Origin of the sequence: Arthrobacter sp. 9V, from assembly GCF_902506065.1 — a bacterium.
GTDB lineage: Bacteria > Actinomycetota > Actinomycetes > Actinomycetales > Micrococcaceae > Arthrobacter.
On record NZ_LR732912.1, the window covers coordinates 1,810,016 to 1,827,166 of the forward strand.

12 protein-coding genes and 1 riboswitch are annotated in these 17,151 nt (G+C 62.3%); of the genes, 11 read left to right on the forward strand and 1 reads right to left on the reverse strand.

Annotated features, from left to right (window positions below; genetic code table 11):
- The first annotated feature begins 78 nt into the window (after nucleotides 1-78).
- Genes ileS through ndk form a run of 4 tightly spaced genes read left to right on the forward strand, consistent with a single transcriptional unit; the run spans nucleotide 79 to nucleotide 5,646 of the window.
- Nucleotides 79-3,366, forward strand: coding sequence for an isoleucine--tRNA ligase (gene ileS / locus BACI9J_RS08475; protein ID WP_159733980.1), 3,288 nt, complete (start codon nucleotides 79-81; stop codon nucleotides 3,364-3,366).
- 3 nt (nucleotides 3,367-3,369) lie between these two features.
- Entirely contained in the window at nucleotides 3,370-4,731 is a 1,362-nt protein-coding gene (locus BACI9J_RS08480) for a bifunctional folylpolyglutamate synthase/dihydrofolate synthase (RefSeq protein ID WP_159733981.1), read from the forward strand.
- Nucleotide 4,732: 1 nt separating this feature from the next.
- Nucleotides 4,733-5,185 (forward strand): DUF4233 domain-containing protein, encoded by a 453-nt coding sequence (locus BACI9J_RS08485; protein ID WP_159733982.1) that lies wholly within the window; start codon nucleotides 4,733-4,735, stop codon nucleotides 5,183-5,185.
- Nucleotides 5,186-5,226: 41 nt separating this feature from the next.
- Nucleotides 5,227-5,646: a nucleoside-diphosphate kinase gene (gene ndk / locus BACI9J_RS08490; protein WP_062069281.1), complete on the forward strand. Its 420-nt coding sequence runs from the start codon at nucleotides 5,227-5,229 to the stop codon at nucleotides 5,644-5,646.
- Between the two features lie 79 nt (nucleotides 5,647-5,725).
- Here the strand turns inward: ndk and BACI9J_RS08495 are convergent, their stop codons facing one another.
- Nucleotides 5,726-6,394 (reverse strand): vitamin K epoxide reductase family protein, encoded by a 669-nt coding sequence (locus BACI9J_RS08495; RefSeq protein WP_159733983.1) that lies wholly within the window; start codon nucleotides 6,392-6,394, stop codon nucleotides 5,726-5,728.
- Between the two features lie 469 nt (nucleotides 6,395-6,863).
- Between BACI9J_RS08495 and BACI9J_RS08500 the strand changes: the two genes are divergently transcribed.
- The 7 genes from BACI9J_RS08500 to BACI9J_RS08530 all read left to right on the forward strand — a co-directional run bounded on the left by BACI9J_RS08500 (nucleotide 6,864) and on the right by BACI9J_RS08530 (nucleotide 17,144).
- Nucleotides 6,864-10,034: an Rne/Rng family ribonuclease gene (locus BACI9J_RS08500; protein WP_201296540.1), complete on the forward strand. Its 3,171-nt coding sequence runs from the start codon at nucleotides 6,864-6,866 to the stop codon at nucleotides 10,032-10,034.
- Between the two features lie 181 nt (nucleotides 10,035-10,215).
- Nucleotides 10,216-10,314: riboswitch (TPP riboswitch) on the forward strand.
- Nucleotides 10,305-11,840, forward strand: a complete 1,536-nt coding sequence (locus BACI9J_RS08505) for a bifunctional hydroxymethylpyrimidine kinase/phosphomethylpyrimidine kinase (RefSeq protein WP_159733985.1) — start codon at nucleotides 10,305-10,307, stop codon at nucleotides 11,838-11,840. Its footprint overlaps the riboswitch before it by 10 nt.
- Nucleotides 11,841-12,239: 399 nt before the next feature.
- Nucleotides 12,240-12,548, forward strand: coding sequence for a 50S ribosomal protein L21 (gene rplU, locus BACI9J_RS08510; RefSeq protein ID WP_024816904.1), 309 nt, complete (start codon nucleotides 12,240-12,242; stop codon nucleotides 12,546-12,548).
- Nucleotides 12,549-12,609: 61 nt separating this feature from the next.
- Nucleotides 12,610-12,873, forward strand: coding sequence for a 50S ribosomal protein L27 (gene rpmA / locus BACI9J_RS08515; RefSeq protein WP_003803426.1), 264 nt, complete (start codon nucleotides 12,610-12,612; stop codon nucleotides 12,871-12,873).
- 152 nt (nucleotides 12,874-13,025) lie between these two features.
- Entirely contained in the window at nucleotides 13,026-14,612 is a 1,587-nt protein-coding gene (gene obgE, locus BACI9J_RS08520; RefSeq protein WP_159733986.1) for a GTPase ObgE, read from the forward strand.
- Complete coding sequence (gene proB, locus BACI9J_RS08525; protein WP_159733987.1) at nucleotides 14,602-15,783, forward strand: glutamate 5-kinase; 1,182 nt, start codon at nucleotides 14,602-14,604, stop codon at nucleotides 15,781-15,783. Before obgE ends, proB begins: the two co-directional genes overlap by 11 nt.
- Nucleotides 15,780-17,144 (forward strand): glutamate-5-semialdehyde dehydrogenase, encoded by a 1,365-nt coding sequence (locus tag BACI9J_RS08530; protein ID WP_159733988.1) that lies wholly within the window; start codon nucleotides 15,780-15,782, stop codon nucleotides 17,142-17,144. Before proB ends, BACI9J_RS08530 begins: the two co-directional genes overlap by 4 nt.
- The last annotated feature ends 7 nt before the right edge of the window (nucleotides 17,145-17,151 follow it).

Below are 17,151 nucleotides of genomic sequence, written 5' to 3' on the forward strand. Positions count from 1 at the left end.
CGGTACCTGCGCAGCCGACAGGCAGCACAGAAGCCGTCCTCGCATCCTGACAGTCAACCAGCTATCACAGGATATGAGATGACCCACTACCCCAAGGCCTCAGCGTCTTCTTCCGGCACGCACGGCGTGTCCGCTTCCGTGAAGTTCCCGGAAATCGAAGAGCGCATCCTCAAATACTGGGATGAAGACGGCACCTTCCAGGCCAGCATCGACCAACGCGATGCGGGCAAGGACGGCAGCAACGAGTTCGTCTTCTACGATGGCCCTCCCTTCGCCAACGGCCTCCCGCACTACGGCCACCTCCTCACCGGCTACGCCAAGGACCTCGTAGGCCGCTACCAGACCCAACGCGGCAAGCGGGTAGAGCGGCGCTTCGGCTGGGACACGCACGGCCTCCCAGCCGAACTCGAAGCCATGAAGCAACTGGGCATGACCGACAAGACCCAGATCGAAGCCATGGGCATCGACAAATTCAACGACGCCTGCCGCGCCTCCGTGATGAAATACGCCAACGAGTGGAAGGCCTACGTCACGCGCCAGGCCCGCTGGGTGGACTTCGAGAACGACTACAAGACCCTCAACGTCGAGTACATGGAATCCGTGCTCTGGGCCTTCAAGCAGCTGCACCAGAAGGGCCTCACCTACAACGGCTACCGCGTCCTCCCGTACTGCTGGAAAGACGAAACGCCGCTGTCCAACCATGAACTCCGCATGGACGACGACGTCTACAAGAACCGCCAAGACCAAACAGTCACTGTCACGTTCCCCATCAAAGCCGGGGACTCCGAACTCTCCAAGGCTCTTGCCGACGTCCAGGCACTCGCATGGACCACGACGCCCTGGACATTGCCCACCAACCTGGCGCTCGCCGTCGGGCCGGAAATCTCCTATGCCGTCCTGCCTGCAGGACCCAACGGCGTCAAGGCAGCCTCCGCTGAGGCGCCGGTATCGGGCAGCTTCCTGCTGGCAACTGACCTTGTGGGGTCGTACGCCAAGGACTTGGGTTACGACGACGCCGCTGCCGCGGCTGCCGCTGTTGTGTCCACCCACACGGGCACCGAATTGGCGGGCCTCGAGTACGAACCGCTCTGGAATGATTTTGCTGATGCCGAGAAATACGGCACGCAGAATGCGTGGCGCTTCCTGGTGGCCGACTACGTCACCACCACCGACGGTACGGGCATTGTCCACCAGGCTCCGGCCTACGGTGAGGATGACCAGAAAGTCTGTGAGGACGCCGGTATCCCTGTGGTCCTATCCGTGGACGAAGGCGCCAGGTTCCTGCCGCTTTTTGCCAACGGCGAGCTTGCCTCGATCGTCGGTCTCCAGGTTTTCGACGCCAACAAGCCCATCACACAGGTGCTCCGTGCCGACGGACGCCTGGTCCGTCAGGCCAGCTACGAGCACAGCTACCCGCACTGCTGGCGTTGCCGGAACCCTTTGATCTACCGCGCCGTGTCCTCCTGGTACGTGGAGGTCACCAAGTTCAAGGACCGCATGTCCGAGTTGAACCAGGAGATCAACTGGATCCCGGGCAACGTCAAGGATGGCCAGTTCGGCAAGTGGCTGGACAATGCCCGCGACTGGTCCATCAGCCGTAACCGCTACTGGGGTTCGCCCATCCCCGTCTGGCAGTCCGACGACCCCGAGTACCCGCGGACCGACGTCTACGGTTCCCTGGCCGATCTTGAAGCCGACTTTGGCCGGCTCCCCATGAACAATGAAGGACAGGTTGACCTGCACCGGCCGTTCATCGACGAGCTGACCCGTCCCAACCCGGACGACCCCACAGGCAAGTCCACCATGCGCCGTGTAGAAGACGTTCTTGACGTGTGGTTCGACTCCGGGTCCATGCCGTACGGCCAGGTTCACTATCCGTTCCAGAACGAGGAATGGTTCGACACCCACAACCCCGCCGACTTCATCGTGGAGTACATCGGACAGACGCGCGGCTGGTTCTACATGTTGCACATCCTGTCGACGGCGCTGTTTGACCGACCAGCGTTCCGCAATGTGATCAGCCACGGCATCGTGCTGGGCTCAGACGGCCAGAAGATGTCCAAGAGCCTGCGCAATTACCCGGACGTTTCCGAGGTCCTGGACCGCGACGGCTCCGACGCCATGCGCTGGTTCCTCATGTCCAGCCCCATCCTTCGCGGCGGGAACCTTGTGGTCACCGAACAGGGCATCCGCGACGGCGTCCGCCAGGTCATCCTGCCGCTGTGGAATGTGTACAGCTTCTTCACGCTCTACACCAATGCTGCCAACGGTGGCGCTGGTTATGAGGCGAAGCTGCGCTACGACGGCTACGCCGACACTTTGGATCAGTACCTCCTGGCCAACACCGGGGACCTGGTCCGCACCGTCACCGCAAGCCTGGACAGCTACGACATCTCCGGAGCCTGCGATGAACTGCGCAGCTACCTGGACATGCTCACCAACTGGTACGTCCGCCGGAGCAGGCAGCGTTTCTTCGACGAGAACGTTGACGCCTTCGATGCCCTTTACACGGCCCTCGAAGCAGTGTGCCGCGTCTCTGCCTCCTTGCTGCCGCTGGTTACCGAAGAGATCTGGCGGGGGCTCACGGGTGGCCGTTCGGTCCACCTGGCTGACTGGCCTGACGCTTCGCTGTTCCCGTCCAATCCCGGGCTGGTTGAAGCAATGGACCGTGTACAGCAGATCTGCTCCACCGGCTCCAGCCTGCGGAAAGCTGCGAACCTGCGCGTCCGCTTGCCCTTGCAGGAACTGACTGTGGTGGCACCTGGTGCGGACGCGCTGGAAGGCTTTGCCGCCGTCGTCGCCGATGAACTGAACCTGCGTTCGGTCCGCCTGCTGGACGCAGCGACCGCCTCGCCTGAAGAGTTCGGGATCGAGCAGAAGCTGGTGGTCAACGCGCGTGCCGCGGGTCCGCGCCTGGGCAAGAACGTGCAGCAGGCCATCAAGGGTTCAAAGTCCGGCGACTGGTCTGTCAGCGACTCTGGCGTTGTAGTGGCTGGCGGCCTGGAGCTTGAGCCGCAGGAATACACGCTGGAGACAGTGGTGGCGGAAACGGCCGACGGCGGCAGCTCGGCTGTTGCTGTTCTGCCCGGCGGAGGTTTTGTGGTCCTGAACACGGAGGTCACTCCGGAACTTGCTGCCGAGGGGCTGGCCCGCGACATGGTTCGCGCTATCCAGCAGGCGCGCAAGGACGCCGGACTGAAAGTGAGCGACCGCATCCGTACATCCGTAGAGGCCGCTCAGGACGTCGTTGACGCCTTGGAAGCCAACGCGGAGCTCGTCAAGACCGAAACGTTGACCTTGGAACTGGAGGTTCTGCTGGCAAGCGTTGAAGAACCCCAGGTCAGGGTTGCAAAGGCAGGGGCCTGATCCATGACTGACGAATTTTCGGTTGAGAGTGTCTACGCGGAACTTCTGGGCCGTGCCCCGGAAAACAAGATGGAACCGCGCCTGGCTCCGTTGTTCCGTGCCATGGACGTCTTGGGGGAGCCGAACAAGGCGTACCCGATCATCCACATCACCGGTACCAACGGAAAAACTTCCACGGCCCGCATGATTGAGGCCGGGTTGCGGGCTCACGGGCTGAGCACGGGCCGTTACACCAGCCCGCACCTGTCCAAGGTGACAGAACGCATCAGCATCGACGGCGAACCAGTACCGGACGCCACGTTTGTGCGCATCTGGGACGAAATCCACCCTTATCTGGAGATCGTGGACAGTGAGCTTGTTGCCGACAACCAGCCGCGGCTGACCTACTTCGAGTGCCTCACTATCCTGGGGTTTGCGGTGTTCGCTGACCAGCCTGTTGATGTTGCCGTCATGGAAGTTGGATTGGGAGGCATCACCGATGCCACCAATGTGGGGGACGGCCAAGTCTCGGTGATTACGCCGATTTCGCTGGACCACACGGATCTTCTGGGCGACACCACTGAGGAGATTGCCTACGAGAAATCGGGCATCATCAAACCGGGCGGCTTCCTGGTCAGCGCCGCACAACCGGTGGATGCTGCGCAGGTGCTGTTGGAGAAAGCCCGCGAAGTGGACGTTCCGTTCCGGTTTGAGGGCGTTGAATTCGGGGTCGAGTCCCGGAGCGTTGCCGTGGGTGGACAGGTCCTCACCATTCAGGGACTGGCCGGACGCTACGAGGACCTGCTGCTGCCGCTCCATGGTGCCCACCAGGCCGAAAACGCAGCGGTCGCCGTCGCCGCCCTGGAAGCTTTCTTCGGTGGGGGAGAGAAGGAACTCGACGCCGAGGTACTCAAGGAAGCCTTTGGCACGGTAACCTCACCCGGCCGGCTCGAAGTAGTACGCACTGCCCCCACCGTAGTGGTGGACGCTGCGCACAATCCGGACGGCATCCGCGTCTCCGCCGAAGCAATCCAGGAGGCCTTCAGCTTCAGCAAGCTGGTAGTAGTGGTTGGCGTTCTGCGGGAAAAGGATGCCGAAGAGATCCTTAAAACCCTCAAGGAGTCCCTCGGTGGACTGGCTGAGGAGTTCTGCTTCACCCAATCCAACTCCGCCCGCGCCGTTCCGGCGGCGGAACTGGCCGAACTCGCCGTCGACCTCGGCTTCGGTGAGGACAATGTCCACATCGCCGAGAAACTCGACGACGCCTTGGAGTGGGCCATTGAGCGTGCCGAATCCAATGATGACCTCGCCGGCGGCGTCCTGGTGACTGGTTCCATCACTGTGGTGGCCGAGGCCCGGATCCTCCTGGGAAAGGCGAGTGCCTAGCATGGCGAAAATGACCAAAGCCCAGCGCGAGTGGCGGCCGGGCATGCCCAAAAAGCGCCGGTCCACCAAGGTGATGTTCGCTTCCACCGTGTTGCTGCTCGAAGCGTTCGTCGCCTTCTTCGGCACACTGGCGGTCTTTGGCTTGAGGCGCGGGGAAGTTGACCCCGGCATCATTTTGGGGGTGGGCATTGCCCTGACGGTGGTGCTGGTTTTGGCCTGCGCCGTGCTCTCCAAGCCGTGGGGCATCGCCCTGGGCTGGGTGCTGCAGCTGGTGCTGATCCTCACGGGCTTTGCCGAACCCACCATGTTCATTGTGGGGATCCTGTTTGCCATCTGCTGGTGGTACGGGATCAGGGCAGGCATACGGATTGACCGCGAGGTGGCCCAGCGCGACCGCGAGCAAGCCGAATGGAACGCAGCCCATGGTGACCAGGCCGATCCACAAACCCCGTAAACTGGCTGGGAAAACCACCTACCTACCGCATTGGAGCAACTGTGAGCATTGAACGGACCCTTGTCCTGGTCAAGCCCGACGGCGTCGCCCGCAACCTGGGCGGAACCATCCTCGCCCGGATCGAAGCCAAGGGCTACACCCTGGCGGAGCTGAAGAAGGTCAACGCCACCCGCGAGCTGCTGGAACAGCACTATGAGGAACACGTGGGCAAGCCGTTCTACGAGCCACTGGTTGAGTTCATGCTCAGCGGACCGGTCATCGCGGCCGTCTTCGAAGGACACCGCGTGATCGAGGGCTTCCGCTCGCTGGCCGGAACCACAGATCCCACCACCGCGGCACCGGGCACTATCCGCGGCGACTTCGGCCGCGATTGGGGCCTGGCTGTCCAGCAGAACCTGGTTCACGGTTCCGACTCGGTTGACTCCGCCGAGCGTGAAATCAAGATCTGGTTCGAGGGCTAAACACCCCCCCCGAGATAACAGTTAAGGCCAATGTTCTTGATGAACATTGGCCTTAACTGTTATCTCGCGAGCAGTGGTTCTATGCTGTCGAGGCTACGAAAAGGTGCATGAAGGAAAAGAAGATCGTGGCGATCACGGCTACGTACAGCAGAGCCACGATGATCCACCCATACCCGGACAAAAGCTTCACCACTGCCGGCGGCGCTTTGATGACTCCGGTGGTGACATTGCGGATGGTCACCCAAACGAACAGGGGGATCATGGCGGCCCACACCACCATGCAGAACGGGCACAGCACGTGGATGACATAGAGCGCCTGCGACCACAGCCACACAACAAAGGCAAAGCCGAGGGTGACGCCGGTTTGCAGTCCCAGCCAGTAACCCCGTGAATACTTGGCTCCGGCGAGGATGCCCATAGCCGTTGTGATGATCACGGCAAAAGCGACGATCCCGATGAACATGTTGGGAAACCCGAACACCGAGCTCTGCGGTGTCTGCATCACTTCACCACAGGAGATGAAGGCATTTACATCGCACACGGTCACATGGTCGGGATCCTTGAGCACCTCAAGTTTCTCCAGCACCAGGGCGCCGGATGCCAACCAGCCAATAATCCCGGTGATCAACAGCAGCCAGGCGAAAGGCTTGTCGCGGACCGTTGCAGGGAGGTCATCCCGGTAGGCGGATGCGTCCTCCACACGGCTTGTGGCTTGATTGGCCAGGTTTTCCCTGGCGGTGCTTGGCATCGCGGATGTAATCCTTTTCGACGAATGGCCCGGAAGCCGGGAATGGCTCTTGGGAGGATTGTAACTCTGAAGACTGGACGCAGGCCCCAGCAAGAGGGTGCGAACGGCGACACAGCGGCCTTCGCAGGGAATGTGCAGGGGTGTGAGAGAATGAACATGGCCGGGAGTCGATCCACATTCGTCATCCGGTCCGGTGACTTTGTTCCCAAGACCGCCAGTATGAGCTGGGCATGCCTGGATCACGTGATCCCCGGTAGGCCCGCCATGACAATGGACGGCACCTGGTTGTGGCAGCAGAACAACGGGTTTCAGAATAAAGCCGCCGGCCTTCCAGGGCTGCCGCACCCCAATGCTGGTGCGAACCGGAAGGCATACTGCCGACTTCTGTCAACGCCTGCGGGTTTTGACAATATTTGCTCCACTGGGCGCCGGATGTGGCGGTGTCGCTGGGGCAGGAGTGTTGCCACATATGGATAATGACCAGGTTGTAGCCGTTAATGACGAGGCAGCTCCCGCGGAAACTGCGGAAGCTCCAAAGAAAGCCACCAGGACCCGGCGCAAGGCTGCGCCCAAGGTTGCTGTCGACGCAGATGCACCTTCGGCGGAGGTCTCCGCTCCGGAAGGTGCCGCCGAAGCCACTGCGGCACCGGTGCGCCGCACCCGTTCCCGCAAGAAGGTGGAAACCGCCGAGCCGCTACCGGGCTTGGGCGAGGAAGCCACTGCCGAACCGATCCCCGCATCAGCTGACGAGCCTGCCCCCGAAAAGCCGGTCCGTCGTCGTCGTACTACCAAGCCCAAGGCTGAGGCCGTGGAGGCGACTGCTGCTGCGGAAGCAGTCGAGGAAACCACGACGCCGGGAAACAGCTCCCAGCCCGAAGAGCCTGCCGCTGAAGATCCGGCCCCGGCCGTGGAAGCCGCTGCGCCTGCAGCCGAGGAAGCCGCAACGCCCGAAGCCGGGGAGGCCGCCTCCGAGGAGCAGGCCCCGGCAGCATCCACCTCCCTGTTCATGGAGCCCGTTTCCATCACCTCCATGATCTTCCAGGCTCCGGACCTCACTACTGTTCCCCGTGTTGCCCCCGTGGAAGAAAAGGCGGAGGAGCCCGAGGAGGAAACCGAAGCCGGTGCCGAAGGCGAGCTGGACGACGCCGGAAGCCGTCGTCGCCGCAGGAGCCGTGGTCGCCGTGGCCGCCGCGGAACCGAGCGCGAGGAGAACGAGGCTGAAGACAGCACCGAGTCCGAGGACGAGGACGCGCCGGCAGCCGAAGCCCTCGAAGAAGGCGTGACGTCACGTCGTCGCCGCCGTCGTCGTCGTGGAGACCAGGATCTTGAACTGACGGGCGGCTCGGATGATGATCCGCCCAACACGGTCACCCGCGTGCGCGCCCCGCGCCCCATCACAGAGACGGCTCCGTCCAACCGCGTGACAGGCGTCAAGGGCTCCACCCGCTTGGAGGCCAAGAAGCAGCGCCGCCGTGAATCGCGCGAGACGGGTCGCCGCCGTCAAGTGATCACCGAGGCTGAGTTCCTGGCCCGCCGCGAGTCCGTGGACCGCCAAATGATTGTCCGTCAGCGCGACGACAGAATTCAGATCGGTGTCCTGGAAGACGGTGTGCTCGCCGAGCACTTCGTGTCCAAGACCCAGCAGGACTCGCTGATCGGCAACGTGTACCTGGGCAAGGTCCAGAATGTGCTGCCGTCCATGGAAGCTGCTTTCGTAGACATCGGACGTGGCCGCAACGCCGTCCTGTACGCCGGTGAAGTCAACTGGGATGCGGTTAACCTTGAAGGCCAGCCGCGCCGCATCGAGAACGCCCTGAAGTCCGGCGACTCCGTCCTGGTCCAGGTCACCAAGGACCCCGTGGGCCACAAGGGTGCCCGCCTCACCAGCCAGATCTCCCTTCCTGGCCGCTACTTGGTATACGTGCCCGGTGGTTCCATGACCGGCATCTCCCGCAAACTCCCCGACGTTGAGCGCAACCGCCTCAAGCGCATCTTGAAGGACCGCTTGCCGGAAAACGCCGGTGTCATTGTCCGCACAGCCGCTGAGGGTGCCTCGGAGGAAGAACTGACGCACGACATCAACCGTTTGCGCGCTCAGTGGGAAGGCATCGAAGGGCAGGCCTCGTCCACCAAGGTTCTGGCTCCTGAACTCCTGTATGGCGAGCCGGATCTCACCATCAAGGTGGTCCGTGATGTCTTCAACGAGGACTTCTCCAAGCTGATCGTCTCCGGTGACGACGCTTGGGACACCATCGAGGCTTATGTAACGTACGTTGCCCCTGACCTGGTGGGCCGCCTTGAAAAGTGGACCAAGGATCAGGACATCTTTGCTGCCTGGCGCATCGATGAGCAGATCCACAAGGCCCTGGAGCGGAAGGTCTTCCTGCCGTCCGGTGGTTCGTTGGTCATTGACCGCACCGAGGCCATGACTGTGGTGGATGTCAACACCGGCAAGTTCACCGGTAGTGGTGGAAACCTTGAAGAAACGGTCACCAAGAACAACCTTGAAGCGGCCGAAGAAGTGGTTCGTCAGCTCCGTCTGCGCGACATCGGCGGCATCATCGTTATCGACTTCATTGACATGGTCCTTGAATCCAACCGCGATCTCGTGCTGCGACGCATGGTGGAGTGCCTCGGCCGCGACCGCACCAAGCACCAGGTGGCCGAGGTAACGTCCCTGGGCTTGGTCCAGATGACACGCAAGCGCATGGGCACTGGCCTGCTTGAGGTCTTCGGCGAGCAGTGCGAGCACTGCGCCGGCCGTGGCGTAGTCACTCACGACGAGCCCGTTGAGCACCGCCGCGCCAACGTGGTGGCTGCTGAGCATCACCGCCCCCAGGCCGAGGTCCAGCAGCCTGCTGCACGGACCGAGCGCAAGCGCCGCCGCGGGAAGGGCGGGGGACAACCTGTTGCCGAAGCTCCCGCGCAGGTCCATACGACGACGTCCACCCCGGTTGCTCCTGCCACCCCGGCTGAAACCCAGGATCCTGCCCGGCAAGCCAAGGCCGAGGCCACCAGGGCTGCCTTGGCAACCATCGCAGCTGCTGCGCACGCCGCGCACTTGCACGACGACGAAGTGCACCGTGCTGAAGAGCAGGCGCGGGCCGGCGTGCAACACGAGCCAGCCAGCCCGGCAACCGGCAGCGAAGCAGCAGCGACTGCCCGCGAAGCAGCTGTCCAGGAAGCGGCTGTCCAGGAAGCAAGGTCCACTCCGGTCCTTCGTTTCGGCGGGGAAGAAGTTGCCTTGCCGTTCGTGGAGCACCACGAGGAACCGCCGGCGGCCAAACCGGCAATGAGCCTGGATCTCCTGGCAGAAGCTTTCTCCCACCTCGGCGCTGCTCCGGAAGCTGCTGCTACCCAGGAGGCCGCCGGGTCCTCGAAGACGGACTCTCCGGTACAGGCTGCAGAGGAAGATCCCCAAGCTGCTTCAGCTCCGCGGGGTCGTCGTGGTCGTCGCAACCGGAGCGCCAGCAGGGCCCAGGGTGCGGCCAATGAGACCAGTGTGGAGCACCACGAGGTGACCGCATCAGCAACCCGAGGCTCAGCTCATGAGGCCAAGGCGCCTGTGGAGCCGGCTAAGAAGGTATCCACGGATGAGCCCATCATCCTTGGAGTCGGGGTTCCGGCCTCGGAGCTCTAATGAGACAAGCCGCTCTTATAGCGTAAAAGCCGCCGGGAGGGCCCTGTACCAACTGCCATTGGCAGTGGTGCGGGGCCCTCTTGCGTCCCCTTCAGTCCAAGGCAGGGGAAGCATCCCCTGGTCACATCGGGGCTTTGGCGTGGTTTGGTTCCCGCCCCACATATCTTCCCGGCTAGGCTTGGGGACTGACACGGGGTGCCGGGCGTTGGGCCAGGCTGAGATCCAGACCCGTTGAACCTGTCCGGTTAGCACCGGCGAAGGGATGTCTTCATGGCTTTATCAACATACTCATCCGTGTACCCGATCGACGCTCCCGGGACTCACACGGCGGCCCGTGCCATTCCACGCATTCTCAGTATTGCCGGCTCGGACCCTTCAGGTGGTGCCGGGATTCAGGCGGACCTGAAGAGCATCGCAGCGCTGGGCGGGTATGGCATGGCTGCAATCACGGCCCTGACTGCGCAGAACACCGTGGGGGTCACGGCTGTCCACGTCCCGCCCGCGCACTTCCTGCGTCAGCAACTGGACGCCATCAGCGCTGACATCACCATTGATGCTGTCAAGATCGGAATGCTTGGCGATGCTGCCGTCATTGACCAGGTCAGGGACTGGCTCGAAGAGGTGCGCCCCGCCGTCGTGATCCTTGATCCAGTAATGGTGGCAACCAGCGGTGACCGCCTGTTGCGGGAGTCCGCAGGGAAGGCCCTGCGTTCTCTGCTGCCTCTGGCTGACCTGGTGACACCAAACCTTCCGGAGCTGGCAATGTTGCTGGGGGAGCCCGAGGCTGCCGATTGGGGATCGGCGCTGGACCAAGGCAAACGGCTTGCTGCGGAGTATGGCAATACTGTCCTGGTCAAGGGCGGCCACCTGTCGGGTACGGAGTGCCCTGATGCTTTGGTGAACACCACGGGGCTGCTGTCGCGGGACGTGGTGGAGGTGACGGGACCTCGCGTGTTGACGATGAACAGCCACGGTACCGGTTGCTCTCTATCCTCCGCCTTGGCCACGGTCCAGGCCCGCACGGGTGACTGGGAGGCTTCACTGCGGGAGGTAAAGCTTTGGCTGCAGGGTGCGTTGACTGCCTCGGAAGAACTCCGGGTGGGGCAGGGGATCGGGCCTGTTGATCACTTCCACCACCTCCGGCGGGCGTCATCGCCGGGTGCCTTTGCTGCGACTCTGTGGAAAGCGGCTGTTCCTGAACTGGAGTCAATCTACGGGCTTCGGTTTATTCAACAACTTCAATCCGGTGAACTCCCCGAACGTGATTTCGCTTACTACCTTGCCCAGGATGCGATCTATCTCAACGGGTATTCAAGGGTCTTGGCGCGTGCCGGCGCGCTTGCCCCCACCGAGGAAGAACAGCTGTTCTGGGCTAAGGCCTCTCAACAGTGCTTGGAAGTGGAGTCGGAGTTGCACAGGAGCTGGTTGAGCACCCGCGAGGCCTCCACGGAGACCGGTCCGGTCACCAAGTCCTACGTGGACCACTTGCTGGCAACGTCTGCTTCCGGCAGTTACGCAGTGGTCCTTGCAGCTATCCTGCCCTGCTACTGGCTGTACGCGGAGGTAGGCCGGCAGCTGCATGCCGCCTATATGGATGCCGGAGCCCCCGCCGATCATGCATATGCCGACTGGTTGACGACTTATGCTGACGAGGACTTCGCTGCGGCAACGCGGAAAGCGATCAATCTCACTGATGCTGCAGCAGCCGCCGCTTCTGACGTGGAGAGGGTCGCCATGATGGACGCCTTTACCCAGTCCTGCCGCTACGAGACCGCGTTCTTTGATGCCCCCAGGTTGTTTGCTTGAGCTTTTCCGTGCCGCGCTTCCGCAGGCTCACCTCCGCAGGATTCAGTGCGTTTGCAAGGACACGTCCGCGCGTCCTTGGCCGAATCGCGTTAATCTCGCTCAAACACGGTAGGCTGTATGGGCACGGTGCCGGGAGGGTCCGTTACAACTGGTGATGCAAGTCACCAGGTAGCCTCCGGACCCGGCCTAATTTGCAGCTGAAGGTCAAACTAGCGTAATCTTGATCTTCGGTGCTTACGCCAACACTTGGGTTATGCCCCTTGGAATTGTTCATGGGATGACTCGCGGACTTCGATCAGAAGTCCACGGCGTTGAGGCACAGCGCGAACCAGGCCTGATTCCGGTCCAAGGTTCCGCACGCAAATTTTGTAATAAACGTCGAGAGAAGTGAGTACCCAAGTGGTGTACGCGATTGTCCGCGCAGGCGGCCGCCAAGAAAAAGTTTCCGTTGGAGACTACGTAACGCTGAACCGCGTCCCCGGTGGAGCCGGTAGCACGCTTGAGCTGCCCGCATTGCTCCTGGTTGACGGCGAGAAGGTCACCTCCGCAGCTGCGGAACTGGCCAACGTCAAGGTCACGGCTGAGATCCTTGAGGACCTCCGTGGTCCGAAGATCGTCATCCAGAAGTTCAAGAACAAGACCGGCTACCGGAAGCGTCAGGGTCACCGTCAGGAACTGACCAAGATCAAGATCACCAGCATCGCGTAACTTTCGTTACCGCTGTTCAGGTTTTTCAGTTTCCCCAGAAATTTAGAGGCAGGCATTTCACATGGCACACAAAAAAGGCGCGAGTTCCACTCGCAACGGTCGTGACTCCAACGCTCAGTACCTGGGCGTCAAGCGTTTCGGTGGTCAGGTAGTTTCCGCTGGCGAGATCATCGTTCGCCAGCGTGGAACCCACTTCCACCCCGGTGCAGGCGTCGGTCGCGGTGGCGACGACACCCTGTTCGCACTGCAGGCCGGTGCGGTTGAGTTTGGTACTCGCCGCGGCCGTCGCGTAGTGAACATTGTTGCTGCTGCAGCTGCAGAGTAACAACAAGTTCTGAACCGGTGGAGCGGGCCAAGCGGCCCGCTCCACCGTTCTTTTAACCGCATTACAATCGACTAGGGCGCTTTAGCGCACTGGTTTTTGCAACAGCTGGCAACAGCAACAAACGCTGTAAGACAGCAACTGAGGAGATCCACGTGGCGAGCTTTGTAGACCGGGTAGTCCTGCACGTATCCGGCGGAACCGGCGGCCACGGCTGTGTCTCTGTCAAGCGGGAGAAGTTCAAGCCGCTCGGTGGCCCTGACGGCGGCAACGGTGGCAATGGCGGCGACGTCATTCTTCGAGTCTCGGCTCAGACCACAACACTGCTCGACTACCACCACGCTCCCCACCGCCACGCCACCAACGGCGGCCCCGGCATGGGTGACTGGCGAGGCGGCAAGAACGGTGAAACCCTGATTCTTCCCGTGCCCGATGGCACCGTGGTCAAGACCAAGGACGGCGAAGTCCTGGCTGACCTTGTTGGCGAGGGTACTGAGTACATTGCGGCCGCCGGCGGCCAAGGCGGCCTGGGCAATGCATCCCTTTCATCCCAGAAGCGCCGCGCCCCGGGCTTTGCGCTGCTGGGCATCGAAGGTGAGTCCAGCGACATCGTCCTGGAACTGAAGTCGATTGCAGATATCGCGCTGGTTGGATTCCCTTCTGCCGGTAAGTCGAGCCTGATTGCAGCCATGTCTGCTGCCCGGCCGAAGATTGCCGATTACCCTTTCACCACCCTCATTCCCAACCTTGGCGTGGTGCAGGCCGGCGAGGTCCGCTTCACCATTGCCGATGTTCCCGGCCTGATTGAGGGGGCCAGCGAGGGCAAGGGTCTGGGCCATAACTTCCTGCGTCACGTGGAGCGTTGCGCCGCACTGGTGCACGTCCTCGATTGCGGAACCCTTGAGTCAGACCGCGATCCCCTCTCCGACCTCGCCATCATTGAAGCCGAACTTGAGAAGTACGCAGTGGACATGAGCTACGCCGGCGTTGACGGTGAAGTGGTGCCCCTTAATGAGCGTCCCAAGCTGGTAGTCCTCAACAAGGTGGATCTTCCCGACGGCAAGGACATGGCCGAGTTTGTCCGCCCTGACCTCGAAGCCCGCGGATACCGCGTCTTTGAAGTATCGGCAACAAGCCACGAAGGTTTGCGTCAGCTTGGCTTTGCCATGGCTGAGATTGTCAAGGCAGCAAGGGATGCCGTTCAGACTGCCCCGCCCAAGGTGGCACCTCCGGTCCTGCGTCCCCGCGCTGTCAACGAGTCCGGCTTCAAGATCCGCCGTGAGGAGAAGAACCTCGAGCCGCTGTTCCGCGTCTTGGGTGAAAAGCCCGTGCGGTGGGTCAAGCAGACTGACTTCACCAACGAGGAAGCCATTGGCTACCTTGCAGATCGCCTTGCCAAGCTTGGCGTGGAAACCGAGTTGTTCAAGGTTGGCGCCAAGCCGGGCGACACCGTGGTCATTGGTGAAGATGACGGCGTGGTATTCGATTGGGAGCCCACCATGATGGCCGGTGCCGAACTCCTGGCAACGCCCCGTGGTACTGATATTCGCGTTGCGGACATTGGCGACCGCCCCACGCGTTCACAGAAGCGTGATGAGCAAATTGAGCGCCGCGAAGCAAAGGCAGCTGCGAGGGCCGAGCTTGAAGCTGAGCGCAAGGCCGGTATTTGGACTGAGTCCGTCAGTGGTCGCCGCGCCCAGGCAGTGAAGGAAAGCCACCTGGATTCCGGTGATGACGACTAGGACCCTCGACGCTCCGGACACGGCTGAGGGCCTTGAACGCCAAGCCCTTGCCAGCGCCAAGCGCATTGTTGTCAAAGTGGGGTCATCCTCACTGACCAGCATCAAGGGGGGCATCTCCGAAAAGTCCCTCACGGGGCTGGTCAATGCCCTTGCCGAAAAGCGCAACGCGGGTACTGAGATCATCCTGGTGTCCTCTGGTGCCATCGCTGCCGGTCTTGCTCCTTTGGGCCTGGCCAAGCGGCCCAAGGACCTGGCCACCCAGCAGGCTGCCGCCAGCGTTGGGCAGGGGCTCCTGATGGCGCGGTACACGCAAGCCTTCAGCGCCCATGGCGTAACAGTGAGCCAGGTGCTGCTGACTGCCGATGACCTCATGCGCCGGACGCAGCACACCAACGCTTTCCGCGCCTTGGACAGGCTGCTGAACCTCGGCGTGGTACCGGTAGTCAACGAAAACGACACCGTGGCCACCCATGAGATCCGCTTCGGCGACAACGATCGCCTGGCTGCGTTGGTGGCACACCTGGTCCGCGCCGATGCGCTGGTGCTGCTTTCCGACGTCGACGCCCTCTACGACGGCCCGCCGTCCCAAGGGGCTCAACGCATTCCGCTGGTCCGTGGTCCGCAGGACCTCGAGGACGTGACCATCGGCAAGGCGGGCAAAGCCGGCGTAGGAACCGGCGGCATGATGACCAAGGTGGAGGCAGCGTCCATTGCTGCCGGCTCCGGTATCCACGCCCTGGTGACTTCAACGGCCAACGCTGCCGCAGCTTTGGCCGGCGAAGAGGTTGGGACCTGGTTTGCCGTGAACGGCAACCGCAAGCCGGTCCGCCTTCTCTGGTTGGCGCATCTGGCCACTGTTCAGGGCAGGCTGATGCTCGACGACGGCGCGGTGAAGGCTGTGCGGGACCGGCATAGGTCACTCCTTCCCGCTGGGATAACAGAGATCAGTGGTGACTTCGAAGCCGGAGACCCTGTTGAGATGGTTGCCCATGACGGGACGGTGTTGGCACGGGGCCTGGTGAACTACTCTTCCGAGGAACTCCCGCGCATGCTGGGCCGTACTACCCAGGAGCTCGGACAGGCCATGGGCCGCGGCTACGACCGCGAAGTTGTTCATGTTGACGATCTGGTGCTCCTGAGGGCCTCGCGCTCATCTAAACTTGGAGCATGACTGAAGCGCTGACCCCTGACGCCCCTGTGATCTCCGACGTTTCCGGTACGCCCGGCCAGACGCCGGAGAACCCTGCGGCGGGCGGCGTGCCGTTGTCGGCGGAAGATGTTCAGGCCGCCGTTCACGCCATCGCGGACCGCTCCCGTAAGGCTGCCCGCCGCATGGGCCAGGCAAACCGGGCGTGGAAGGACCGTGCCCTGCGCGCGATCGGAACTGCCTTGGTGGAGAACCGGAAGCACGTGCTGGAGGCCAATGCCAAGGACGTGGCCTTGGGCCGCGCCAACGGTACCTCACAGGCACTTCTGGACCGTTTGACCTTGACCCCCGCACGCATTGACGGCTTGGTGGCCGCTTTGGAGAACCTGGCGGGTTTGCCCGATCCCGTGGGCAATGTGGTCCGTGGACAGACGCTTCCCAATGGACTGCGCTTGCGCCAGGTGAACGTCCCCATGGGTGTTGTGGCCGCTATTTACGAGGCCCGCCCGAACGTCACGGTGGATATCGCGGGACTGGCACTGAAGAGCGGAAATGCAGTTATCCTGCGCGGGGGTTCCGCCGCCGCAAACACCAACGAGGCACTGGTTCGGATCCTTCGCGAAGCGCTGGATTCCGTGGGCCTTCCCGCCGACGCCGTGCAGACCGTGGATCAGTATGGGCGGGAAGGAGCCAACGTGCTGATGCGCGCCCGCGGCCGCGTCGACGTCCTTATTCCCCGCGGCGGACGCGATCTCATCCAGACTGTGGTCACCAACTCCGCTGTGCCTGTCATTGAAACGGGCGAAGGCAATGTCCATATCTTCATCGACGAGTCCGCGAACGAAGAAATGGCCGTGGAGATTCTCCTCAATGCAAAGACGCAGCGTCCCAGCGTCTGTAACACGGTGGAGACCCTGCTGGTGCATTCCGGCGCCACCGTGCTGCCTGCCGTTGCCAAAGCGCTGCGTTCAGCCGGTGTCACGCTCCACGTGGACGAGCGGATCGCTGCTGCCTTGGGCAAGGACATTGAGACTGTTCCCGCTGATGACGAGGACTGGGCCACCGAATACATGGACCTCGATCTCGCCGTTGCCATGGTGGACAGCCTGGATGAGGCTGTCAATCACATCCGGACCTGGACCACCGGCCACACGGAAGCGATCCTCACCAACAACCTGGCCAACGCTGAGAAGTTCATTGCGGACATTGATTCTGCAGCTGTGATCGTCAATGCCTCCACCAGGTTCACTGATGGCGGCGAGCTCGGGCTAGGGGCCGAAGTAGGTATTTCCACCCAAAAGTTGCACGCCCGGGGTCCCATGGGCCTTACGGAACTGACCACCACCAAGTGGATCGTCCAGGGTGAGGGCCAGATCCGCGCCTAGCAACGCG

Bases quoted from the DNA above. Each gene is read 5' to 3' on its own strand.
- ileS (WP_159733980.1), top strand. From the start codon at position 79: ATGACCCACTACCCCAAGGCCTCAGCGTCTTCTTCCGGCACGCACGGC.
- BACI9J_RS08480 (WP_159733981.1), top strand. From the start codon at position 3,370: ATGACTGACGAATTTTCGGTTGAGAGTGTCTACGCGGAACTTCTGGGC.
- BACI9J_RS08485 (WP_159733982.1), top strand. From the start codon at position 4,733: ATGGCGAAAATGACCAAAGCCCAGCGCGAGTGGCGGCCGGGCATGCCC.
- BACI9J_RS08495 (WP_159733983.1), bottom strand. From the start codon at position 6,394: ATGCCAAGCACCGCCAGGGAAAACCTGGCCAATCAAGCCACAAGCCGT.
- BACI9J_RS08500 (WP_201296540.1), top strand. From the start codon at position 6,864: ATGGATAATGACCAGGTTGTAGCCGTTAATGACGAGGCAGCTCCCGCG.
- BACI9J_RS08505 (WP_159733985.1), top strand. From the start codon at position 10,305: ATGGCTTTATCAACATACTCATCCGTGTACCCGATCGACGCTCCCGGG.
- rpmA (WP_003803426.1), top strand. From the start codon at position 12,610: ATGGCACACAAAAAAGGCGCGAGTTCCACTCGCAACGGTCGTGACTCC.
- proB (WP_159733987.1), top strand. From the start codon at position 14,602: ATGACGACTAGGACCCTCGACGCTCCGGACACGGCTGAGGGCCTTGAA.
- BACI9J_RS08530 (WP_159733988.1), top strand. From the start codon at position 15,780: ATGACTGAAGCGCTGACCCCTGACGCCCCTGTGATCTCCGACGTTTCC.